This is a genomic window from Streptomyces sp. 1331.2 (genome assembly GCF_900199205.1).
Classification (GTDB): domain Bacteria; phylum Actinomycetota; class Actinomycetes; order Streptomycetales; family Streptomycetaceae; genus Kitasatospora.
Window position 1 is genome coordinate 5,573,575 of record NZ_OBMJ01000001.1, and the last position, 22,720, is coordinate 5,596,294.

Sequence of the window (22,720 nt, forward strand, 5' to 3'; positions counted from 1 at the left end):
GATGAGCGACGAGCGGGGCGGGCCGGACGACGGCGCGGCGAGGGGCCGGTTTGGCCCTGGACGCCCTTCGACGGATAGCCTTCCCGCCGTGCCGAAACCCGATCAAACCACCGTGAGTCCGCCCCGCCCGACCGGGAGCGCCGCTCTGCCGCTCGCCGAGCTGGCCCGCCGGCTGGGCCTGGCGCCCGTCGAGGGCGGTGCCGTGCGCGGCGTCACCCACGACTCCCGGGCGGTCCGCCCGGGCGACGTGTACGTGGCCTTCCCGGGCGCCAACCACCACGGCGCGGCCTTCTCGGCCAAGGCCGCGGAGGCCGGCGCGGTGGCCGTGCTCACCGACCCGGCCGGCGCCGAGCTGGCGGCCGGCACCGGCCTGCCGCTGCTGGTCGTGGACCGGCCGCGGGCCGTCATGGGCGAGCTCGCCGCCATCGTCTACGGCCGCCCCTCGGAGCGGCTGCTGATGATCGGGCTGACCGGCACCAACGGCAAGACCACCACCTCGTACCTGGTCGAGGGCGGCCTGCGCGGCGCCGGGCGCACCCCCGGCGTGATCGGCACCGTCGAGATGCGGGTCGGCGAGGAGCGGATCAAGAGCGAGCGCACCACCCCCGAGGCCACCGACCTGCACGCGATCCTCGGCGTGATGGCCGAGCGCGGCGCCGACGCGGTGACCATGGAGGTCTCCAGCCACGCGCTGGTCTTCGGCCGTACCGACGGCGTCGCGTACGACGTCGCGCTGTTCAACAACCTCACGCCGGAGCACCTCGACTTCCACCCGGACATGGAGGACTACTTCCAGGCGAAGGCCCGGCTCTTCCAGCCCGGCAAGTCCCGCCACGGCGTGGTCAACCTGGACGACGATTACGGCCGCCGGCTCGCCGCCGAGGCCAAGATCCCGGTGACGACCTTCTCCGCCGCCGGCGCCCCGGAGGCCGACTGGCGGGCCGTCGACGTCCAGCTCGGCCCGGTCGGCTCCACCTTCCGGGTGCTCGGCCCGGACGGCGCCGAGGCCGACGCCGCCGTGCCGCTGCCCGGCCCCTTCAACGTCGCCAACGCGCTCGCCGCGATCACCGCGCTGGTCGCCGCCGGGCTGCCGCTGGAGCGCGCCGTGGCCGGCGTGGCCGCCGTCCCCGGCGTGCCGGGCCGGCTGGAGCGGGTGGACGCCGGACAGCCGTTCGTGGCCGTCGTCGACTACGCGCACAAGCCGGACGCCCTGCGGGCCGTCCTCGGCTCGCTGCGCGAGGTCACCAAGGGCCGGCTGCACGTCGTCGTCGGCTGCGGCGGCGACCGCGACCCGCACAAGCGCGGCCCGATGGGCGACATCGCCGCCCGCCTCGCCGACACCGCCCTGCTGACCAGCGACAACCCGCGCAGCGAGGACCCGCTGGCGATCCTCGCCAGCATGCTGACCGGCGCCGCCGCGGTGCCCGAGGCCGAGCGCGGGGACGTCCTGGTCGTCCCCGACCGGGCCGAGGCGATCCTGCTCGCGGTCGCCCGCGCCCAGGCCGGGGACACCGTGCTGGTGGCCGGCAAGGGCCACGAGCTCGGCCAGTACGTACGAGACGAGATCCGCCCCTTCGACGACCGGGAGGTGCTGCGCGAGTCCATCGCGCGGACCACGGCCGCGCGGGGCGACCGAGGAGTAGAGCAGCAGTGATCGCACTGACCCTCGCCGAGGTGGCCGCCGCAGTCGGAGGCACCCTGGACGGCGCGGACCCGGACGTCCTGGTCACCGGCCCGGTCGAGGTCGACTCGCGGAAGGTGAGCCCCGGCGGCCTGTTCGCGGCCTTCGTCGGCGAGCACGTGGACGGCCACGCGTACGCGGCCACCGCGGTCGAGGCCGGCGCCGTCGCGGTGCTGGCCTCCCGCCCGGTCGGCGTGCCCGCCGTCCTGGTCGACAGTGTGGTGGAGGCGCTCGGCAGGCTGGCCCGTACCGTGGTCGCCCGCGCCGAGAGCACCGCCGTGGTCGCGCTGACCGGCTCGGCCGGCAAGACCAGCACCAAGGACCTGATCGCCCAGCTGCTGCAGCGCCACGGCGAGACCGTCTACCCGCCCGGCTCGCTCAACAACGAGATCGGCCACCCGATGACCGCGCTGCGGGTCGAGGCCGGCACCCGGCACCTGGTCATGGAGATGGGTGCCCGGCACAAGGGCGACATCGAGTACCTGACCTCGATCACCCCGCCCCGGATCGGCGTGGTGCTGAACGTCGGCACCGCCCACGTCGGCGAGTTCGGCTCCAAGGAGGCGATCGCCGAGGCCAAGGGCGAACTCGTCGAGGCGCTGCCCGTCGACGGGGCCGCGATCCTCAACGCGGACGACCGGCTGGTGCGCGCGATGGCCTCCCGCACCAAGGCGAAGGTGGTCCTGTTCGGGGAGTCCCCGGACGCCCACGTCCGGGCCACCGACGTTCGCCTGGACGCCACCGGACGGCCATCCTTCACGCTCACCACCCCAGCCGGTTCCGCGCCCGTGCAGCTGCGCCTGTACGGTGAGCACCACGTCTCGAACGCCCTCGCCGCCGCCGCGGTGGCGGTGGAGCTCGGGATGTCCGTCGACGACACCGCCGCAGCCCTGGGCGAGGCGGGTGCGCTGTCCCGCTGGCGCATGGAGGTCGTCGACCGGGCCGATGGTGTCACCGTCGTCAACGACGCCTACAACGCGAACCCCGACTCGATGCGGGCCGCGCTGCGGGCGCTGGTCTCGATCGGGGGGCGCGGCCCGGAGCGCCGCCGCACCTGGGCGGTGCTCGGCGAGATGCGGGAGCTCGGCGAGGAGAGCCTGGCCGAGCACGATGCCATCGGGCGGCTGGCCGTCCGGCTGGACGTCACCAAACTGGTGGCGGTCGGCGGACGCGAGGCGGCCTGCATGGAACTCGGCGCGAGGAACGAAGGTTCGTGGGGTGAGGAGTCGGTGCTGGTGTCCGACGCGGACGCGGCGGTCGAGTTGCTGCGCAGTCAGCTGCGGCCGGGGGATGTGGTCCTGGTGAAGGCGTCCCGTTCGGTGGGGCTGGAGAAGGTGGCCGAGGCGCTCCTGGCGGACGGTGCTGCCCGATGATGAAGCAGATCCTCATCTCCGGGATGATCGGCCTGATCCTCTCGCTGGTCGGCACGCCCGCCCTGATCAAGCTGCTCGCCCGGCAGGGCTACGGCCAGTACATCCGCGACGACGGGCCGAAGGCGCACCACAGCAAGAAGGGCACGCCCACCATGGGCGGCATCGCCTTCATCCTGGCGACCCTGATCGCGTACTTCGGCACCAAGGCGATAACGGGCGAGCCCCCGACCGCCTCCGGGCTGCTGGTGCTCTTCCTGACCACGGGCCTCGGCCTGGTCGGTTTCCTGGACGACTACATCAAGGTGGTCAAGCGCCGCTCGCTGGGCCTGCGGGCCAAGGCGAAGCTGGCCGGCCAGTCCATCGTCGGCCTCGTCTTCGCCATCCTGGCGCTGCAGTTCCACGACGACCGCGGGCTCAGCCCGGCCTCCCAGTCGCTGTCCTTCGTACGCGACTTCAAGTGGTCGATCGGCCCGGTGCTGTTCGTCATCTTCGCGTACTTCATGATCGCGGCGACCTCGAACGGCGTGAACCTGACGGACGGTCTGGACGGTCTCGCCACCGGCGCCTCGGTGATGGCCTTCGGTGCCTACACCTTCATCGGCGTCTGGGAGTACGGGCAGAGCTGCGCCTACTTCCTCTCCGCCACCAACGCCTGCTACGACGTCCGCGACCCGCTGGACCTCGCGGTGGTCGCCGCCGCTCTGATGGGCTCCTGCTTCGGCTTCCTGTGGTGGAACACCTCGCCCGCCAAGATCTTCATGGGTGACACCGGCTCGCTCGCCCTCGGCGGCGCCCTGGCCGGTCTGGCGATCTGCTCCCGCACCGAGCTGCTGCTGATCCTGCTCGGCGGCCTCTTCATGATCATCACGCTGTCGGTGATCATCCAGGTCGGCTCCTTCCGGATGACCGGCAAGCGCGTCTTCAAGATGGCGCCACTGCAGCACCACTTCGAACTCAAGGGCTGGAGCGAGGTCCTGGTCGTGGTCCGCTTCTGGATCATCCAGGGTCTGTGCGTGGCCGTCGGCCTCGGCCTCTTCTACGCGGGATACCGGACCGGATGACGAACCCTGACTTTGTGAACCTGCCCGTCGTGGTCGCCGGCCTCGGCGTCTCGGGCATCAGCGCCGCGCGCGTCCTGAACGGGCTCGGCGCCCGGGTCACCGTGGTCGACGGCGGCAGCGGGCCGGGCCTGGCGGCCCGGGCCGCCGAGCTGGAGGCGCAGGGCGTCGCCGTGCGCCTCGGCGACGGCGCCAGCCTGCCCGAGGGCACCGAACTGATCGTCACCTCGCCCGGCTGGGCGCCGGACAGCCCGCTGTTCGCCGCCGCCGAGGCGGCCGGGGTGCCGGTCTGGGGCGACGTCGAGCTCGCCTGGCGGCTGCGCAAGCCGCTGCCGGGCACCGGCGAGCCCGCCCCCTGGCTGGCCGTCACCGGCACCAACGGCAAGACCACCACCGTCCAGATGCTCGCCTCGATCCTCACCGCCGCCGGCCAGCGCACCGCCGCCGTCGGCAACGTCGGGGTCTCGGTGCTGGACGCGGTGCTCGCCGAGGAGCCGTACGACGTCCTCGCCGTCGAGCTCTCCAGCTACCAGCTGCACTGGGCGCCCTCGCTGCGCCCGTACTCGGCGGCGGTGCTCAACCTGGCGCCCGACCACCTCGACTGGCACGGCTCGATGGAGGCGTACGCCGCCGACAAGGGCCGGATCTACGAGGGCAACGTCGTCGCCTGCGTGTACAACCTGGCCGACCCGGCCACCGAGGCGCTGGTCATGGAGGCCGACGTCGAGGAGGGCTGCCGGGCGATCGGCTTCGGCCTCGGCGCGCCGAGCCCGTCGAACTTCGGCGTGGTGGACGGGCTGCTGGTGGACCGGGCCTTCGTCGAGGACCGGGCCAAGAACGCGGCCGAGCTGGGCGCCGTCGAGGACGTCAACCCGCCGGCCCCGCACAACATCGCCAACGCGCTCGCCGCGGCGGCGCTGGCCCGGGCGTACGGCGTCGAGCCGAAGGCCGTCCGCGAGGGCCTGCGGGCCTTCCGCCCGGACGCCCACCGGATCGCCGAGGTCGGCGTGGTCCGCGAGGTCACGTACATCGACGACTCCAAGGCCACCAACACCCACGCCGCGGCCGCCTCGCTGGCCGCCTACCGGCCGATCGTCTGGATCGCCGGGGGCCTGGCCAAGGGCGCGACCTTCGACGACCTGGTCCAGGGCGCGGCCGAGCGGCTGCGCGCGGTCGTGCTGATCGGCGAGGACCGGGCGCTGATCCGGGAGGCGCTGGAGCGACACGCTCCGGATGTGCCGGTGATCGAGGCGGCCGCGGGCCAGACTGGCGCGGTGGCGATGACCGAGGTGGTCCGCACGGCCGCGTCGCTCGCCCGATCAGGTGACACGGTGCTGCTGGCTCCGGCCTGCGCCTCGATGGACATGTTCACCAACTACGGCGAGCGCGGCGACCTGTTCGCCGCGGCCGTCCGGCAGCTGGCGGACTCCGGGGAGTAGGCCGAGAGGCCGCACCGGGGCGAGTGAGCCGCAGGGTCGGGTCCGGAGCGACCCGGAGGCGAACGAGCCGTACGAAGGGGAGAACGGTGGCGGGGCAGGGCAGGGCGGATTCCGGCATGGGGAAGCAGGACGCCGCCGAGCCGTGGCGAGTGATCTCCGCCACCACGACCAAGTACAAGTCGGCCGGTCCGCTGGCCCGCGTCCAGGCCCTCCGGGCCCGGGTGCGGTACTGGCTGGACCGGCCGCTCACGCCGTACCTGCTGGTCGTCGGCAGCACGCTGCTGCTGGTCGTGCTCGGGCTGATGATGGTCTTCTCGGCCTCGCAGATCCTCGCCCTGAACCAGCACCACGCCGCCCAGTACTACTTCCTCAAGCAGCTGGTCGCGGCCATCCTCGGCCTCGTCCTGCTGATCGGCTTCGCCTCCGTGCCCGTCGCGGTGCTGCGGGTGATCGTCTACCCGGTGATGATCGGGGTGATCGGCGCGCTCACCCTGGTCGCCGTGCCCGGCATCGGGGTGCGGATCAACGGCAACCAGAACTGGCTGGATTTCGGCTTCTTCCAGTTCCAGCCTTCCGAGTTCGCCAAGCTCGCGCTGGTGCTCTGGGGGGCCGACCTGCTCGCCCGCAAGCAGAAGGCGGGCACCCTGAACTCGTGGAAGCACCTGCTGGTGCCGCTGGTGCCGGGCGCCCTGCTGCTGCTCGCGCTGATCATGTTCGGCGGCGACATGGGCACCTCGATGATCCTGGTGGCCATGGTGTTCGCGCTGCTCTGGATGGTCGGCGCACCGCTGCGGCTGTTCGTGGCCACCCTCGGGGTGGCGGTGGTGGTCTGCACCGCCCTGGTCGTCACCGTCCCCCACCGGGCGGAGCGCCTCGGTTGCATCGGCGTCACCAAGCTCGACCCGGAGGGCGCCTGCTTCCAGGCCCTGCACGGCGTCTTCGCGTTCGCGAACGGCGGCGGCTTCGGTACCGGCCTGGGCGCCGGCGTGGAGAAATGGGGCCAGCTGCCCGAGGCGCACACCGACTTCATCTTCGCCGCGACCGGCGAGGAACTGGGCCTGGTGGGGACGCTGTCGGTGATCGGTCTCTTCGCGGCACTAGGCTACGCGGGTATCCGTGTGGCCATCGGCACGAAGGATCCCTTCGTCAGGTACGCCGCGGGAGCCGCCACCACCTGGATCATGGCGCAGGCCATGATCAACCTGGGGTCGGCGCTGGGACTGCTGCCCATCGCGGGCGTCCCGCTCCCGCTGTTCTCCTACGGCGGTTCCGCCATGCTGTCGGCCATGTCCGCGATCGGTGTGCTGCTGTGCCTGGCACGCAGCACCTCGGGCGCGAAGGCGGCCCTGGCCGCCCGGAGCAAGAACTCCCGGATCAGGAAGCGACTGGCCCGGGTGCTGCCACGACGACGAACCACAGCGCGCCCGGCCCCCGGGCCGGCACGCAGGGAGCGGTGAATTTCGGTGCATGTCGTACTCGCCGGCGGGGGGACCGCCGGTCACATCGAGCCGGCCATGGCCCTCGCGGACGCACTCCGCAGGCACGACCCGTCCATCGGGATCACCGCCCTGGGCACCGAGCGCGGTCTGGAGACCCGACTGGTACCCGAGCGCGGCTACCAGCTGGAGCTCATCCCGGCCGTTCCGCTGCCCCGCAAGCCCACCCCGGAGCTGATCACCGTCCCCGGCCGGCTGCGCGGCACCGTCCGGGCCGCTCAGGAGATCATCGAGCGGGTCAACGCGGACGCCGTGGTCGGCTTCGGCGGCTACGTCGCGATGCCCGCCTACCTGGCCGCCAAGCGGGCCGGCGTGCCGATCGTGGTGCACGAGGCGAACGCCCGCCCCGGGCTGGCGAACAAGATCGGCGCCCGCTACAGCGACTTCGTGGCCGTCTCCACGCCCGACAGCAAGCTGCGCGACTCCCGCTACATCGGCATCCCGCTGCGCCGGACCATCGCCACCCTGGACCGCAACGCGGCCCGCCCGGAGGCCCGGCAGTACTTCGGCCTCGACCAGCGGCTGCCGACCCTGCTGGTCTCCGGCGGCTCCCAGGGCGCGCGCCGGCTCAACGAGGTGGTCACCGCGATCGCTCCGCGGCTCCAGCAGTACGGCGTGCAGATCCTGCACGCGGTCGGCCCGAAGAACGAGCTGCCGCAGGTCGCGGACGTCCCCGGGATGCCGCCGTACCGCCCGGTGCCGTACCTGGACCGGATGGACCTCGCGTACGCGGCGGCCGACATGATGCTCTGCCGGGCCGGCGCCATGACGGTGGCCGAGCTGGCGGCCGTCGGCCTGCCCGCCGCCTTCGTGCCGCTGCCGATCGGCAACGGCGAGCAGCGGCTGAACGCCCAGCCGATGGTCAAGGCCGGCGGCGGCCTGCTGGTGGACGACGCCGAGCTGACCCCGGACTGGGTGCTGCAGAACGTGCTGCCGGTGCTCACCGACCCGCAGCGGCTGTGGGACATGAGCCGGGCGGCCGCCGAGTTCGGCCGCCGGGACGCCGACGACCTGCTGGTCGGCATGGTCTACGAGGCCATCCAGGCTCACCGCGGCGGTCGCCGCCGTGGCTGACGGCCGGCTCGCCGACCCTCTGGAGGAGGAGCTGGAGGGCGAGGAGTCCGCTCCCCGCCTCCGGCTCTCCCGGCGGGGCATCGTGGTGCTGAGCGTGTTCGGCGCCGCGGTGCTGGGCGGGCTGGCCTGGCTGGTGTTCCTCTCGTCGGTCCTGGACGTGCGCAGCGTCGCCGTCCAGGGCACGAGCGACGACAAACTGACGGGCCCGCAGGTCCGCGACGTGATCGGCGGGCTCGGGCACGGCCCGCTGGCCCGGGTGGACCTGGACGACGTCCGGCGCCGGGTGGAGGCGATCCCCCGGGTGGCGAAGGCCGAGGTGTGGCGCGGCTGGCCGCACACCCTGCAGGTGAAGGTCGTCGAGCGCAAGGCGGTGGCCGCCGTCAAGGGGGATGACGGCCAGTTCACCCAGGTGGATGCCGCGGGCGTGAGCTTCACCACCGAGGCGGCTCCGCCGGAGGGCGTGCCGGTGGTGGAACTGCGGCTCAGTCAGCAGGCGAATGACGTGGACGGCGTGATTTCCCGTCCGCAGTTGGTGCAGGGCGCGGTGGCGGTGGCCGCCGGGCTCCCGCCGGAGGTCGCCAAGCGGGCCGGAGCGGTGCTTGTGCATTCGTACGACGACATCGAGCTGCAGCTCAGCGGGGGTGCGACGGTGCGCTGGGGGAGTCCGGAGCAGAACGACCGCAAGGCCCGGGTGCTGGTGGCGCTGATGAATCAGAAGGGTACGAACTTCGATGTGACCGCACCGGAGGCGCCGGCGGTGTCGGGATGATCCGGTAGGTTCTGTGCCTGAGGGAGGGGTTGACGCCTCGAAGTGTCGGCCCGACCCTTGGTGGTCACCCCGGTTTCATATGCCGGCCGATGATCACATAGGCTCAAAAGAAAAAGGGAAGCTCGGCGTGTTCGTTGAAACGCGTGCCCGGGGCGACCTAGTGTCCTGTGTCACCAGACTGTGCCCTTTGGTGATGTGACGGAGGCACAGGACTAACCCTAAAGGTCAAGTTTAGGGTTGGGGTCGGCGGTCGGCATTTCGGACATTCAGTCAGAAACCAGGCTCCCTACCCATCGACATCCGTCGGAACGGACCCTCGCCGGGCCGGGCCGACCCGGAAATTCGAGGCGAGAGGCCTTCGACGTGGCAGCACCGCAGAACTACCTCGCAGTCATCAAGGTCGTCGGAATCGGCGGCGGTGGTGTCAACGCCATCAACCGGATGATCGAGGTCGGTCTCAAGGGCGTCGAGTTCATCGCGATCAACACCGATGCGCAGGCCCTCCTCATGAGCGACGCCGACGTCAAGCTCGATGTGGGCCGTGAACTCACCCGGGGCCTCGGCGCCGGCGCCAACCCCGAGGTGGGCCGCAAGGCCGCCGAGGACCACCGCGAGGAGATCGAGGAGGTCCTCAAGGGGGCCGACATGGTCTTCGTGACCGCCGGTGAAGGCGGTGGCACGGGCACGGGCGGCGCGCCCGTCGTCGCCAACATCGCGCGCTCGCTGGGCGCCCTGACCATCGGCGTGGTCACCCGCCCCTTCACCTTCGAGGGCCGGCGCCGGGCCAACCAGGCCGAGGACGGCATCGCGAGCCTGCGCGAAGAGGTCGACACCCTCATCGTGATCCCCAACGACCGGCTGCTGTCCATCTCGGACCGCCAGGTCAGCGTGCTCGACGCGTTCCGCTCGGCCGACCAGGTCCTGCTCTCCGGTGTCCAGGGCATCACCGACCTGATCACCACCCCGGGCCTGATCAACCTCGACTTCGCCGACGTCAAGTCCGTCATGTCGGACGCCGGCTCGGCGCTCATGGGCATCGGCTCGGCCCGCGGCGAGGACCGCGCCAAGGCCGCCGCCGTGATGGCGATCTCCTCGCCGCTGCTGGAAGCCTCGATCGACGGCGCCCGCGGCGTGCTGCTCTCGATTTCGGGCGGCTCCGACCTCGGTCTGTTCGAGATCAACGAGTCGGCCCAGCTGGTCAGCGAGGCCGCCCACCCCGAGGCCAACATCATCTTCGGTGCGGTCATCGACGACGCGCTCGGCGACGAGGTCCGGGTCACCGTCATCGCGGCCGGCTTCGACGGCGGGCAGCCGCCGGCGATCGTCCGCGACCCGGTGGTCAAGTCGACCGCCCCGGAGCGCCCGGCCACCCCGCCGGCCTCCCCGGACCGCCCGGCCGGCCGGCCCTCGTACGGGAGCATCGGCTCGGTGACCTCCCGTTCGGAGACGGAGACCCCGGCCGCCGCGCCGAGCCGGTCGACCGAGAGCTCGGCCACCACGACCGCCGCCGCCCCGGTGCCGCCGCAGGTGCAGCCGGCCCGCCAGCCCTTCGTGGAGAGCCCGGCGGAGGAGCTCGACGTCCCGGACTTCCTTAAGTGATCGATCACGCAGTACATGCGGGTGCTCACTTCGCCTTCACCGACCGGTGGGGCGGGGTGAGCACTTCGCCGTACGGGGAGCTCAACCTCGGCGGTGCGGTGGGGGACGACCCGGAGGCCGTCCGGGAGAACCGGGCGCTCGCCGCCCGGGAGCTGGGACTCGAACCGGCCGACGTGGTGTGGATGAACCAGGTGCACGGCGCCGAGGTCGCCGTGGTGACGGAGCGCCAGCCGCTGGGGCAGGCCCCGACGGTGGACGCAGTGGTCACCGACCGACCGCTCGCGCTGGCGGTGCTGACCGCCGACTGCACGCCGGTACTGCTGGCCGACCCGGTGGCGGGCGTGGTGGGCGCGGCCCACGCGGGCCGGCCCGGGCTGGCGGCCGGGGTGGTGCCCGCGGTCGTCCGGGCGATGGTCGACCTGGGCGCCGAGCCCGGACGGATCGTCGCCGCCGTCGGGCCCGCCGTCTGCGGCAGCTGCTACGAGGTGCCCGCCGAACTGCGCGCCGAGGTGGCCGCCGTGGTGCCGGCGGCGTTCGCCGAGACCTCCTGGGGGACGCCGGCCCTGGACGTGCCGGAGGGAGTCGCGGCCCAGCTGGCCGCGGCGGGGGTCAGCGAACCGATGAGATCACCGGTCTGCACCCTCGAATCCGCCGATCACTACTCCTATCGCCGCGAGCAGCGCACCGGCCGGCTCGCGAGCTACGTCTGGTTGGGCTCTGATCACTGATGACGAACGACATCTTCGGAACGTTCCCCGGCCGGACCGCCGGCGTTCCCGACCGGAGTTGGCTGGACGCGCTGACCGAGGGCCAGCGGGCCAGGTACGAGGAGCTCGGGACCAACCTCGACGTGGTCGAGCGCCGGATCGCGGACGCCTGTGCGGCCGCCGGGCGCGCGCGGGACGAGGTCACCCTGATCGTCGTCACCAAGACCTACCCCGCCGAGGACAGCGCGCTGCTGGCCGGGCTGGGGGTGACGGACGTCGCGGAGAACCGCGACCAGGACGCCGCGCCCAAGGCGGAGCAGTGCAGAAACCTTCCTCTTGACTGGCACTTCGTCGGACAGCTGCAGACCAACAAGGTCCGCTCGGTCGTCCGGTACGCGAACCACGTGCACTCGGTGGACCGGCTGCGGCTGGTCGAGTCGCTCTCCGCGGCGGTGCTCAAGTCGGAGCGCCCGGAACTGGGTTGCCTGGTGCAGGTGGCGCTGGACAAGGAGCACGGCGAGGGCGAGCACCGCGCCGGGGTCGCGCCGGAGGACGTCGAGCGCATGGCCGACGCGATCGCCGACACGCCCGGGCTGCGACTCGACGGTGTGATGACCGTCGCTCCGCTCGCCGGTCCGCTGGCCGGCGACCCGGCCCGGGCCTTCGATCGGCTGGCGGAAATCGCAAGCGCCGTACGGGCGGCCCATCCTGCTGCCACCATGGTCTCCGCAGGGATGAGCGGCGACCTTGAGCAGGCGATTGCCGCCGGGGCGACACATGTGCGCGTCGGAACGGCGGTACTCGGAGTGAGGTCACCCCTCAGGTAACGTCACCGGGTAAGTAGATCAGACTGCAGGACAAAATAGGACAGAATCTAGCAGCTCCCAGGAGCGCTAGCGAACCGTGGATCGCAGCTCCGCGGCCCCCACTCCATGAACCCTGACAGGCCGTCGGCCTGACGCGCCGTCGTGGGGGGACCGCGGAATCCGCAGGCAGGGCCGTACGGCCTGACCGCCGGGACGGTCTGCACGGAGCGAGCGGAGCGAGCGACCATCGGAAGGTGCGCGCTCCGCGAGGCAGCCACCGAGCGTCAGCGAGGTGGCCATGAGCGGAGGAGACAGGAGCATGGCCGGCGCAATGCGCAAGATGGCGGTCTACCTCGGCCTCGTGGAGGACGAGACGTACGACGGCCAGGGGTACGACCCCGACGACGACTACGACGCGGACCCCGAGCCGATCCGGACCGGCCAGCGGACCGAGGACATTCCCCGGCCGGCCGCCCCGGCCGCCGCCGCGCCCGCCCCGGTCTCCTCGATCACTCCGCAGCCGGTGCCGGCGGCGGTGCCGATCCGGCAGGAGACCCCGAGGATGGCCCCCGTGTCGTCCATCACACCCGAACGCCGCCACAACCTGGAGAAGAGCGCCCCGGTGATCATGCCCAAGGTAGTGAACGAACGAGAGCCCTACCGCATCACCACGCTGCACCCCCGGACCTACAACGAGGCCCGTACCATCGGGGAACAGTTCCGTGGCGGTACCCCCGTGATCATGAATCTGACCGAGATGGACGACACCGACGCGAAGCGGCTCGTAGACTTCGCCGCTGGACTCGTCTTCGGTCTGCACGGCAGTATCGAGCGCGTGACACAGAAGGTGTTCCTGCTGTCGCCTGCTAACGTCGATGTCACGGCGGAGGACAAGGCTCGGATCGCCGAGGGTGGGTTCTTCAACCAGAGCTGACCCGGCCACGACTTTACGTGTGGATCTGATCAACAGTGGTTGGCGACAGGTGACGAGCGGTGGGCCCCAGGGCCCGGGACCGGGGAGAGGGAAACGCGATGGACATCGTGTGGGCGGTGCTCTACTACGCCCTGACCGTCTTCCTGGTGTTCCTGCTCGTACGGCTGGTCATGGACTGGGTCTTCCAGTTCGCGCGTTCGTGGCGGCCCGGCAAGGCCATGGTCCTGGTCCTGGAGGCCACGTACACTGTCACGGATCCGCCGCTCAAGCTTCTTCGGCGGCTCATTCCGCCGTTGCGTTTCGGGGGCGTGGCGCTCGACCTGTCCTTCTTCGTACTGATGATCATTGTGTATGTCCTGATCTCGCTTGTGCACCCCTAGTCGTAGGTGAGCGATGCGACAGGATGCCGGTGTGCCGACGATCACGTTGAGGTGAAGAGATGCCATTGACCCCCGAGGACGTTCGGAACAAGCAGTTCACGACCGTCCGCCTGCGTGAAGGCTATGACGAGGACGAGGTCGATGCCTTCCTCGACGAGGTCGAGGCGGAGCTGACCCGCCTCCTACGGGAGAACGAGGACCTGCGCGCCAAGCTGGCCGCCGCGACTCGTGCCGCCGCGCAGAACCAGGCCAACCTGCGCAAGGAACCGCAGCAGGACGCCCCCCGTCAGGGCGGCGCCCCGGTTCCGGCCGCCATATCCGGCCCGCCGGTCCCCGGCCAGCAGGGCCCGGGCGGCCCGCAGCAGATGGGCCACGGTGGTCCGCAGCAGATGGGTCCGGGTGGTCCGCAGCAGATGGGCCCCGGCGGCCCGCAGCAGCAGATGGGCAACCAGCCCCTCGGCCTGCCCGCCGGCTCCGCGCCGCAGCTCCCGGCCGGCGGCCCGCAGCAGCAGATGAACCAGACCATGGGCGGGCAGCAGCAGCTGGTCCAGCCGATGGGCGGTCAGATGCTGCAGCCCATGGGCGGCCCCGGTGGCCCGCAGCCGATGGGCAACCCGATGGGCCAGGGCATGGGCCAGCAGCAGATGCAGCAGATGGGTGGCCCGATGGGCGGCCCGCAGCAGATGGGCGGCCCCATGGGCGGCCCGATGCAGCAGCAGGGCCCCGGTGGCGACAGCGCCGCCCGCGTGCTCGCGCTCGCCCAGCAGACCGCCGACCAGGCGATCTCCGAGGCCCGTTCCGAGGCCAACAAGATCGTCGGCGAGGCGCGCAGCCGGGCCGAGGGCCTGGAGCGCGACGCCCGTGCCAAGGCCGACGCCCTGGAGCGGGACGCGCAGGAGAAGCACCGCGTCGCGATGGGGTCGCTGGAGTCCGCGCGGGCCACGCTGGAGCGCAAGGTCGAGGACCTGCGGGCGTTCGAGCGTGAGTACCGCACGCGTCTGAAGTCGTACCTGGAGACCCAGCTGCGTCAGCTGGAGTCGCAGGCCGACGACTCGCTCGCGCCGCCGCGGATCCCCGCCACCGCGTCGCTGCCGCCGGCGGCCTCGTCGATGGCGCCGGCCGGTGCCGGGGCGATGACCTCCGGTGCACCGTCCTTCGGTGGGAACCAGCCGTCGTTCGGGGGCAGCTCGCCGTCGTTCGGTGGGCAGAGCTCCTTCGGCGGGAACTCGCCGGCGCCGAGCTTCGGCGGGCAGCAGAACGGCGGCAACAGCGGGGCTCCGCAGATGCAGCCGGCCGGGATGACCCAGCCGATGGCGGCGGTCCGTCCGCAGCCGCCGCAGCCGATGCAGCAGGCTCCGGCGCCGATGCGGGGCTTCCTGATCGACGAGGACGGCGACAACTGAGGTTGTAGTACGGCCTTTTGAGGGCGTCCCCTCTCTGACCTTCGGGTTGGGGAGGGGACGCCTTTTTGGTGTGCTCGGAGGTGGGGCCGGATGGGGGTGGGGGGCGGGAGGGGAAGAGGACGGGGAAATGCGGAACCGCCGCCCGGCTGGGGAGCTGGGCGGCGGTTCGCGGGGTACTGGTCAGGCCTTGCGGAGTTGGAAGGTGAGGCCGAGGGAGTCGTCGGTGAAGGCTTCGGAGGTCCAGTCGGCTGCGCCGGCGGCGAAGTCGGTGGCGAGGACCTCCTCGGCGACGAGGGGGCCGTGTTCGGCGATGGCCTCGGCGGTCTCCTCCGAGGTGGCGCGCCAGCGGAGGACGATGCGGTCGGCGACGTCCAGGCCGGAGTTCTTGCGGGCCTCCTGGATCTGGCGGATGGCGTCGCGGGCGACGCCGAGGCGCTTGAGCTCCGGGGTGATGGCCAGGTCGAGGGCGACGGTGGCGCCGGACTCGTTGGCGACGGCCCAGCCCTCGCGCGGGGTCTCGGTGATGATCACCTCGTCGGGAGAGAGGGTGATCGTCTCGCCGTCGAGGTCGACGCTGGTCTCACCGGTGGCGCGCAGGTCGGCGGCGAGCCGGGCGGCGTCCGCGGCGGCGACCACCTTGGCGACGTCCTGGACGCCCTTGCCGAAGCGCTTGCCCAGCGCACGGAAGTTGGCCTTGGCGGTGGTGTCGACCAGCGATCCGCCGACCTCGGCCAGGGATTCGAGGGCGGCCACGTTGAGCTCCTCGGCGATCTGCGCGCGCAGGTCGGCGGGCAGCTCCTCCCAGCCCTGGGCGGCGACCAGCGCGCGGGAGAGCGGCTGGCGGGTCTTCACACCGGACTCGGCGCGGGTGGCCCGGCCCAGCTCGACCAGGCGGCGGACCAGCGCCATGTGCTTGGAGAGCTCGGTGTCGATCAGGGCCTCGTCGGCCTCCGGCCAGGCGGCCAGGTGGACCGAGGCCGGGGCGTCCGGGACGACCGGGACGACCAGGTCCTGCCAGACCCGCTCGGTGATGAACGGGGTCATCGGGGCCATCAGGCGGGTGACCGTCTCCAGAGCCTCGTGCAGGGTGGCGAGCGCGGCGGCGTCGCCCTGCCAGAAGCGGCGGCGGCCGCGGCGGACGTACCAGTTGGACAGGTCGTCGACGAAGCCGGAGAGCAGCTTGCCGGCGCGCTGGGTGTCGTACGCCTCGAAGGCGGCGTCGACCTCGCGGACCAGGGTGTTCAGCTCGGAGAGCACCCAGCGGTCCAGCTGCGGGCGGTCGGCCGGGGCCGGGTCGCTCGCGGAGGGCGCCCAGTTCGAGGTGCGGGCGTACAGGGCCTGGAAGGCGACGGTGTTCCAGTAGGTGAGGAGGGTCTTGCGGACCACCTCCTGGATGGTGCCGTGTCCGACCCGGCGGGCCGACCAGGGCGAGCCGCCGGCCGCCATGAACCAGCGGACGGCGTCGGCGCCGTGCTGGTCCATCAGCGGGATCGGCTGCAGGATGTTGCCCAGGTGCTTGGACATCTTGCGGCCGTCCTCGGCCAGGATGTGGCCCAGGCAGACGACGTTCTCGTAGCTGTTCTTGTCGAAGACGAGGGTGCCGACCGCCATCAGCGTGTAGAACCAGCCGCGGGTCTGGTCGATCGCCTCGGAGATGAACTGCGCCGGGTAGCGCTTCTCGAACAGCTCCTTGTTCTGGTACGGGTAGCCGTACTGGGCGAAGGGCATCGAGCCCGAGTCGTACCAGGCGTCGATCACCTCGGGCACGCGGGTGGCGGTGCCGCCGCAGTCGCGGCAGGCGAAGGTCACCTCGTCGATGTACGGGCGGTGCGGGTCGAGGCCGCTCTGGTCGGTACCGGTGAGCTCGGACAGCTCGGCCAGCGAGCCGACGCAGGTGAGGTGGCCCTCCTCGCAGCGCCAGATCGGCAGCGGGGTGCCCCAGTAGCGGTTGCGGCTGAGCGCCCAGTCGATGTTGTTGTTCAGCCAGTCGCCGAAGCGGCCGTGCTTGACCGTCTCCGGGAACCAGTTGGTGGCCTCGTTCTCGCGGATCAGCGCGTCCTTGACGGCGGTGGTCCGGATGTACCAGGACGGCTGCGCGTAGTAGAGCAGCGCGGTGTGGCAGCGCCAGCAGTGCGGGTAGCTGTGCTCGTACGGCAGGTGGCGGAAGAGCAGGCCGCGCTCCTTGAGGTCCGCGACCAGGGCCTCGTCGGCCTTCTTGAAGAACTGGCCGCCGACCAGGGGGACTTCGGGGGCGAAGGTGCCGTCGGCGAGCACCGGGTTGACCACCGGCAGGCCGTACTTGCGGCAGGTCGCGAGGTCGTCCGCGCCGAAGGCGGGGGACTGGTGGACGATGCCGGTGCCGTCCTCGGTGGTGACGTAGTCGGCGTTGAGGACGTAGTGCGCGTTCTCGATCTCGACCAGGTCGAACGGGCGCTGGTAGGCCCAGCGCTCCATCTCGGCGCCGGTGAAGGACTCGCCGGTGGTCTCCCAGCCCTCGCCGAGGGCCTTGGCGACCAGCGGCTCGGCGACGACCAGCTTCTCGGTGCCGTCGGTGGCCACCACGTAGGTGACCTCGGGGTGGACGGCGGCGGCGGTGTTGGAGACCAGGGTCCACGGGGTGGTGGTCCAGACCAGCAGGGCGGCCTGGCCGGCCAGCGGGCCGCTGGTCAGCGGGAAGCGGACGAAGACCGAGGGGTCGACGACGGTCTCGTAGCCCTGGGCCAGCTCGTGGTCGGACAGGCCGGTGCCGCAGCGCGGGCACCAGGGGGCGACCCGGTGGTCCTGGACCAGCAGGCCCTTGTCGAAGATCTGCTTGAGCGACCACCAGACGGACTGGACGTAGGACGGGTCCATCGTCCGGTAGGCCTCGTCCAGGTCGACCCAGTACCCCATGCGGGTGGTCAGCTCGGCGAAGGCGTCGGTGTGGCGGGTCACCGAGTCACGGCACTTGGCGTTGAACTCGGCGATGCCGTACGCCTCGATGTCCTGCTTGCCGGAGAAGCCCAGCTCCTTCTCGACGGCGAGCTCCACCGGGAGGCCGTGGCAGTCCCAGCCGGCCTTGCGGGCGACGTGGTAGCCCTTCATGGTCCGGAAGCGGGGGAAGACGTCCTTGAAGACGCGGGCCTCGATGTGGTGGGCGCCCGGCATGCCGTTGGCGGTCGGCGGGCCCTCGTAGAACACCCACTCGGGGCGGCCCTCGGACTGCTCCAGGCTGCGCTGGAAGATCTTGTTGTCCTGCCAGAAGGAGAGGATCTGGTGTTCGAGGGCGGGGAGGTCCACCTGTGCGGGGACGGAGTTATAGGTGGTCATCGCGGGCGTCTACCTCCGGCGGATGCTGGGACTGGATCCTCCGGAGGGACGAGACGGCCGGGCCGCCCCGCGGTACCACCCTCCTTGGCCGCGGTGCTGCGTTCGCGGCCCTCTTGTTTGGGCTTGCTGCCGGGTCTAGTGGGCCGCTGCGGGCTTCGCGGCGGCCGTTCTTCCGGCGGCTCCGGGGTGATCTTCCCGCCGTGCACACCCCCGGGCTCGCACCGTCCCCGGGTCGCTGGTGGCTGCGTACGTCGGTACTCGTCCCATCTGCGCCTTGCAGGGCCAGTGTATCGGCCGGGCGAGTCGGTTTGTCCAAACCGTTTCGGGCGGGCGGGCGCCCGGGGGTGCGGCGGGGCTGGTCAGGCGGTGGTTAGGCGGGGGCGATCTGGGCACAACCCTCTCAGCGTGCGGGGCGTGGTGGTTGGGGCGGCTGCCTGGGTGGGATCACTGTGAGGCGTCGGTATGTCATGTTGTGACCGGTTTTGATCGGGATTATCGTTCCGGCACTGGAAGCCGCCGGGAACCGGCGGCTCGATTCGTTCGTAGATGGGGTCGAAGCCATGGCTGAGAAGGGAACCGGCGCGGGTACCGCCACCAAGCGGGCACGCAAGGCCGTGGCGGTCGATCCAGGGGAGGGGACCGTGACCACTACCGCACCGAAGACCAGCACCGACACCGTCACCGTGCCGCGAGGGGCCGAGTCCGTGGACCCGGCCACGCTGCCGGTCCGGCCGGGCGAGGACCCGTGGACCACCGAGGAGGTCCACGAGCTGCACAACGAGCTGATCAGCGAGCTGGACCGGCTGCAGAACGAGATCGACGCCGCCGAGGCGGCCATCTCGGGCCTGATGCGCGACTCCAACGACGGAGCCGGTGACGACCAGGTCGACGCCGGTACGAAGAACATCTCGCGGGAGAGCGAGCTGGCGCTCGCCAACAACGCCCGGGACAGCCTCGCCCAGACCGAGCGGGCCCTGGCCCGGCTGGAGGGCGTCGGCTTCGGGACCTGCGAGTCCTGCGGGCAGGCCATCGGCAAGGCCCGGATGCAGGCGTTCCCCCGGGCGACGCTCTGCGTCCAGTGCAAGGCCAAGCAGGAACGCCGCTGAACCGGGCGACCGGAGCGACGCGGGGGGTCGGGCTTGCCGTACGCTCGACCCCGTAACGTCGCCTGACCCGTCCACAACGCTCGTGGACGCGTCCAGGGCGTCACCGGCCCACCACCCTCCCCCTCCTACGGCCGGGGGAGCTCCATCGGCAGCGGAGCGGATCATCAGTACGCAAGGTTCCCCCCAGACCCGGGACGACGCCGTCCCGTCCACCGCCGATGCCGTGGAGGTGCTTGTGGCCGAGCCGACCGAGGCGGCGCCCGTGGACGAACCGACGGCCGCGCAGAAGCCCAAGGGCCCGCGGCGGGTCGGGGTGCTGCTGGTGGTCGCGGTGCTGGCCTTCCTGATCGACCTGGGCAGCAAGCTGCTGGTCGTCGCCCGGCTGGAGAACCACTCGGCGATCAAGGTCATCGGGGACGTCGTCACCTTCCAGGTGATCCGCAACTCCGGCGCGGCCTTCGGAATGGGGCAGGCGCTGACCGTCGTCTTCACGATGATCGCCTCGGCCGTCATCGTGGTGATCTGGCGGATCGCCCGCCGGCTGTACAGCCTGCCGTGGGCGATCGCGCTCGGCCTGCTGCTCGGCGGGGCGCTCGGCAACCTCACCGACCGGCTCTTCCGCTGGCCCGGGGTCTTCCGCGGGCACGTGGTGGACTTCATCTCCGTCCAGCACTTCGCCGTCTTCAACCTCGCCGACTCGGCGATCGTCTGCGGCGGGATCCTGGTCGTGCTGCTCTCCTTCCGGGGCAGCAACCCGGACGGGACCGTGCACCAGCAGGACGGCAAGGCGGAGTAGCACCGTCCTGCGGGGGCGCGTCGGGGAGTGCGGCGCGGTTCGGTGCGGTTCGGCGGGGCGGGCCGGGGAGTGCGGCGCGCGGGGGAGGCCCGGGTGTCCGGCATACTCGTACGGGTGAGTACCGCAGCGCAGATCCGCAGCCTCCCCGTTCCCGACGGCCTGGAGGGCGAGCGCCTCGACGCCGCCCTGGCCCGGATGTTCGGCTTCTCCCGGACCAAGGCCGCCGAGCTGGCCGCCGACGGCAAGGTGACGCTCGACGGCGCCGTGGCCGGCAAGTCGGACCGGGTGACCGCCGGCTCCTGGCTGGAGGTCGAGATCCCCGCCCCCGCCGCCCCGGTGCGGATCGTCGCCGAGCCGGTCGAGGGCATGCGGATCGTCCACGACGACGAGGACATCGTGCTGATCGACAAGCCGGTCGGCGTCGCCGCGCACCCCAGCCCCGGCTGGACCGGCCCCACCGTGATCGGCGGGCTCGCCGCGGCCGGCTACCGGATCTCCACCTCGGGCGCGGCCGAGCGGCAGGGCATCGTGCACCGGCTGGACGTCGGCACCTCGGGGCTGATGGTCGTCGCCAAGTCCGAGCGCGCGTACACCGACCTCAAGCGGCAGTTCCACGACCGGGTGACCGACAAGCGCTACCACACGCTGGTGCAGGGCCACCCGGACCCGATGAGCGGCACCGTGGACGCGCCGATCGGGCGCCACCCCAGCTCGGACTGGAAGTGGGCGGTGACCCAGGAGGGCAAGCCGTCCGTCACCCACTACGACCTGATCGAGGCGTACCGGGCCGCGTCGCTGCTGGCGATCAAGCTGGAGACCGGGCGCACCCACCAGATCCGCGTCCACATGTCCGCGCTGCGGCACCCCTGCGTGGGGGACCTGACGTACGGCGCCGACCCGACGCTGGCCAAGCGGCTCGGGCTGACCCGGCAGTGGCTGCACGCGGTGTCGCTCGGCTTCGAGCACCCGGCGGACGGGCAGTGGGTCGAGTTCTCCAGCGAGTACCCGGCGGACCTGCAGAAGGCGCTGGACGTGATCGCGGCGGAGAGCTGACGGTGAGCGGCGGGGTGGGTGCCGGGGTGGGCGTCACTCTTCGGGTCGCCGAGGGGGAGGCGGACCTGGCGCTGGTGCGGGCCGTTCGGCGTGAGGTGTTCGTCGTCGAGCAGAACGTGCCGGAGGAGCTGGAGTACGACGAGTACGACCGGACCTCGGTGCACCTGCTGGCGGTGGGGGCCGACGGCGGCGGCCTGGGCACCGGGCGGTTGATCTTCGGCGAGCAGGCGCGGGAGCTGACCGGGGGTGTCGACGGGCGGGTTCTGCTCGGGCGGCTCGCGGTGCTGCCGGCGGCCCGCGGGACCGGGCTGGGTGCGGAGCTCGTGCGGGCGATCGAGGCCGCGGGGGTCGAGCGCGGGGGCTCGGAGATGGAGTTGCACGCGCAGGTGCAGGCGCTCGGGTTCTACGAGCGGCTGGGGTACGTGGCGGAGGGGCCGGTGTACGAGGATGCGGGGATACCGCATCGGACGATGACGCGGAAGCTGTGAGCGTCAGGGGGCCGTGGGGCTGACCTTCGGGGTCGGGTTCCGGTGGTCGCCTTCCGCTTCGCGCAGTTCCCCGCGCCCCTGATGGGGCGCGGGGAACTCGTGTTTCGGGGGGAGGGGGCGCGGGGTCAGGGGTCGGTGGTGCGGAGGCGGGGGAGGGCGTGGGGGTGTTCGTCGCGTAGGTGGGCGATGAGCTGTTCGCGGATGTCGAAGCGGAGTCGGGCGGCGTCGTCGGGGGTGCGGGCGGTCATGGTGGCGCGGACGACGATGGTGCTGGGGGTGGTGTCGGTGACCTGGAGGGCCCATTCGGCGCCGTCCCAGAGCGGGTGCCGGTCGAGGTGGGCGCGCAGGGTGGCGCGCAGCTCGTCGACCCGGGTGGTGTGGTCGAGGTGGAGCAGGACGGCGGCGAGCAGGCCCGGGTCGCGGCGGGTCCAGTTCTCGAAGGGCTTGTTGACGAAGTAGGAGACCGGGACGATCAGTCGGCGGTGGTCCCAGAGCCGGACCACCAGGTAGGAGAGGGTGATCTCCTCGACGGTGCCCTGCTGGCCGTCCACCACCACGGTGTCGCCGATCCGGACGGTGTCGCCGAAGGCGATCTGCAGGCCGGCGAAGAAGTTGCCGAGGGTGCTCTGGGCGGCGATGCCGGCCACGATGCCGATGATGCCGGCGGAGGCGAGCAGGCCGGCGCCGACGGAGCGCATCGCGGAGAAGGTCAACAGCATCACGGCGACGGTGACCACGACGATGACCGCGCTGGCCACCCGGCGCAGCATGCTGATCTGGGTGTGGACCCGCTGGCGCCGGGCCGGGTCGTCGATCCGGGTCTCGTAGCGGCTGAGCAGGGCCTCCAGGACGGCGGCGACCACGCGGACGGTGAGCCAGCCGAGCGAGGCGAGCAGGAGGAGCAGGAGCAGGTGGTGCGCGCCCTCGTCCCGGCGCAGGTGGAAGATCCGCTGGAGCGGGCGGGTGGCGAGCAGCAGGGCAGCGACGACGGCGAGTTGGAGCGGGATCCGGCAGCGCCGGAGCAGTGGCCAGAGCGGGGCGTCGGGGTGGCGGGCGGCGGCGCGTTGGAGGGACTGGTCGACGATCCAGCCGATCGCCAGGGTGGCGGCGACGGTGGCGAGCAGCGTGATCAGCGGCCGGAGCATGGGCCGTACGATACGCGGGCAGAGTGGAGTGAAACGGGCAAAAGGGTGCGACCGCGTTCGTGGTGGCTTCGGGGTGGCTTTATCGGGTGCCTACCCGGACGGCG

19 protein-coding genes are annotated in these 22,720 nt (G+C 71.8%); 17 read left to right on the plus strand and 2 right to left on the minus strand.

The window, feature by feature from the left end:
* Nucleotide 1 precedes the first annotated feature (1 nt).
* The 13 genes from CRP52_RS23980 to CRP52_RS24040 all read left to right on the plus strand — a co-directional run bounded on the left by CRP52_RS23980 (nucleotide 2) and on the right by CRP52_RS24040 (nucleotide 14,719).
* A complete protein-coding gene (locus CRP52_RS23980; protein ID WP_097238271.1) occupies nucleotides 2-1,654 on the plus strand; it encodes a UDP-N-acetylmuramoyl-L-alanyl-D-glutamate--2,6-diaminopimelate ligase in 1,653 nt (550 codons plus the stop codon).
* Nucleotides 1,651-3,054, plus strand: a complete 1,404-nt coding sequence (locus tag CRP52_RS23985) for a UDP-N-acetylmuramoyl-tripeptide--D-alanyl-D-alanine ligase (protein ID WP_097238272.1) — start codon at nucleotides 1,651-1,653, stop codon at nucleotides 3,052-3,054. The genes CRP52_RS23980 and CRP52_RS23985 overlap by 4 nt, the downstream gene beginning before the upstream one ends.
* Nucleotides 3,051-4,115: a phospho-N-acetylmuramoyl-pentapeptide-transferase gene (gene mraY, locus CRP52_RS23990; RefSeq protein WP_097238273.1), complete on the plus strand. Its 1,065-nt coding sequence runs from the start codon at nucleotides 3,051-3,053 to the stop codon at nucleotides 4,113-4,115. Before CRP52_RS23985 ends, mraY begins: the two co-directional genes overlap by 4 nt.
* Entirely contained in the window at nucleotides 4,112-5,551 is a 1,440-nt protein-coding gene (gene murD, locus CRP52_RS23995; RefSeq protein ID WP_097238274.1) for a UDP-N-acetylmuramoyl-L-alanine--D-glutamate ligase, read from the plus strand. The genes mraY and murD overlap by 4 nt, the downstream gene beginning before the upstream one ends.
* Before the next feature lie 116 nt (nucleotides 5,552-5,667).
* Entirely contained in the window at nucleotides 5,668-7,008 is a 1,341-nt protein-coding gene (gene ftsW / locus CRP52_RS24000; protein WP_097238275.1) for a putative lipid II flippase FtsW, read from the plus strand.
* 6 nt (nucleotides 7,009-7,014) lie between these two features.
* On the plus strand, nucleotides 7,015-8,121 hold the full coding sequence (gene murG / locus CRP52_RS24005) for an undecaprenyldiphospho-muramoylpentapeptide beta-N-acetylglucosaminyltransferase (protein ID WP_097238276.1): 1,107 nt from the start codon (nucleotides 7,015-7,017) through the stop codon (nucleotides 8,119-8,121).
* Nucleotides 8,114-8,890 carry a cell division protein FtsQ/DivIB gene (locus CRP52_RS24010; protein WP_097238277.1) on the plus strand — a complete coding sequence of 259 codons (777 nt, stop codon included), beginning with the start codon at nucleotides 8,114-8,116 and terminating at the stop codon, nucleotides 8,888-8,890. Before murG ends, CRP52_RS24010 begins: the two co-directional genes overlap by 8 nt.
* Nucleotides 8,891-9,253: 363 nt before the next feature.
* Complete coding sequence (gene ftsZ / locus CRP52_RS24015) at nucleotides 9,254-10,489, plus strand: cell division protein FtsZ (RefSeq protein ID WP_097238278.1); 1,236 nt, start codon at nucleotides 9,254-9,256, stop codon at nucleotides 10,487-10,489.
* A complete protein-coding gene (gene pgeF, locus CRP52_RS24020; protein ID WP_179852904.1) occupies nucleotides 10,486-11,217 on the plus strand; it encodes a peptidoglycan editing factor PgeF in 732 nt (243 codons plus the stop codon). Before ftsZ ends, pgeF begins: the two co-directional genes overlap by 4 nt.
* Nucleotides 11,217-12,023, plus strand: coding sequence for a YggS family pyridoxal phosphate-dependent enzyme (locus CRP52_RS24025; RefSeq protein WP_097238279.1), 807 nt, complete (start codon nucleotides 11,217-11,219; stop codon nucleotides 12,021-12,023). The genes pgeF and CRP52_RS24025 overlap by 1 nt, the downstream gene beginning before the upstream one ends.
* A 298-nt stretch (nucleotides 12,024-12,321) precedes the next feature.
* Complete coding sequence (locus tag CRP52_RS24030) at nucleotides 12,322-12,936, plus strand: cell division protein SepF (protein WP_097238280.1); 615 nt, start codon at nucleotides 12,322-12,324, stop codon at nucleotides 12,934-12,936.
* A gap of 98 nt (nucleotides 12,937-13,034) precedes the next feature.
* On the plus strand, nucleotides 13,035-13,316 hold the full coding sequence (locus CRP52_RS24035; RefSeq protein ID WP_030060143.1) for a YggT family protein: 282 nt from the start codon (nucleotides 13,035-13,037) through the stop codon (nucleotides 13,314-13,316).
* Nucleotides 13,317-13,375: 59 nt separating this feature from the next.
* Nucleotides 13,376-14,719 (plus strand): DivIVA domain-containing protein, encoded by a 1,344-nt coding sequence (locus CRP52_RS24040; protein WP_097238281.1) that lies wholly within the window; start codon nucleotides 13,376-13,378, stop codon nucleotides 14,717-14,719.
* 180 nt (nucleotides 14,720-14,899) lie between these two features.
* Here CRP52_RS24040 and ileS read toward each other — a convergent pair whose 3' ends face one another.
* A complete protein-coding gene (gene ileS, locus CRP52_RS24045) occupies nucleotides 14,900-18,028 on the minus strand; it encodes an isoleucine--tRNA ligase (RefSeq protein ID WP_097238282.1) in 3,129 nt (1,042 codons plus the stop codon).
* A 641-nt stretch (nucleotides 18,029-18,669) separates the two neighbouring features.
* On the opposite strand from ileS, the gene CRP52_RS24050 reads away from it, so the two are divergent.
* The 4 genes from CRP52_RS24050 to CRP52_RS24065 all read left to right on the plus strand — a co-directional run bounded on the left by CRP52_RS24050 (nucleotide 18,670) and on the right by CRP52_RS24065 (nucleotide 21,471).
* On the plus strand, nucleotides 18,670-19,134 hold the full coding sequence (locus CRP52_RS24050) for a TraR/DksA family transcriptional regulator (protein ID WP_257032829.1): 465 nt from the start codon (nucleotides 18,670-18,672) through the stop codon (nucleotides 19,132-19,134).
* Nucleotides 19,135-19,297: 163 nt separating this feature from the next.
* Nucleotides 19,298-19,930, plus strand: coding sequence for a signal peptidase II (gene lspA / locus CRP52_RS24055; protein ID WP_373560571.1), 633 nt, complete (start codon nucleotides 19,298-19,300; stop codon nucleotides 19,928-19,930).
* Nucleotides 19,931-20,044: 114 nt separating this feature from the next.
* A complete protein-coding gene (locus tag CRP52_RS24060; RefSeq protein WP_097240305.1) occupies nucleotides 20,045-20,983 on the plus strand; it encodes an RluA family pseudouridine synthase in 939 nt (312 codons plus the stop codon).
* Between the two features lie 26 nt (nucleotides 20,984-21,009).
* Nucleotides 21,010-21,471, plus strand: a complete 462-nt coding sequence (locus CRP52_RS24065) for a GNAT family N-acetyltransferase (protein WP_179852905.1) — start codon at nucleotides 21,010-21,012, stop codon at nucleotides 21,469-21,471.
* 125 nt (nucleotides 21,472-21,596) lie between these two features.
* On the opposite strand, the gene CRP52_RS24070 is transcribed toward CRP52_RS24065, so the two are convergent.
* On the minus strand, nucleotides 21,597-22,616 hold the full coding sequence (locus tag CRP52_RS24070) for a mechanosensitive ion channel family protein (protein ID WP_097238284.1): 1,020 nt from the start codon (nucleotides 22,614-22,616) through the stop codon (nucleotides 21,597-21,599).
* Nucleotides 22,617-22,720 lie beyond the last annotated feature (104 nt).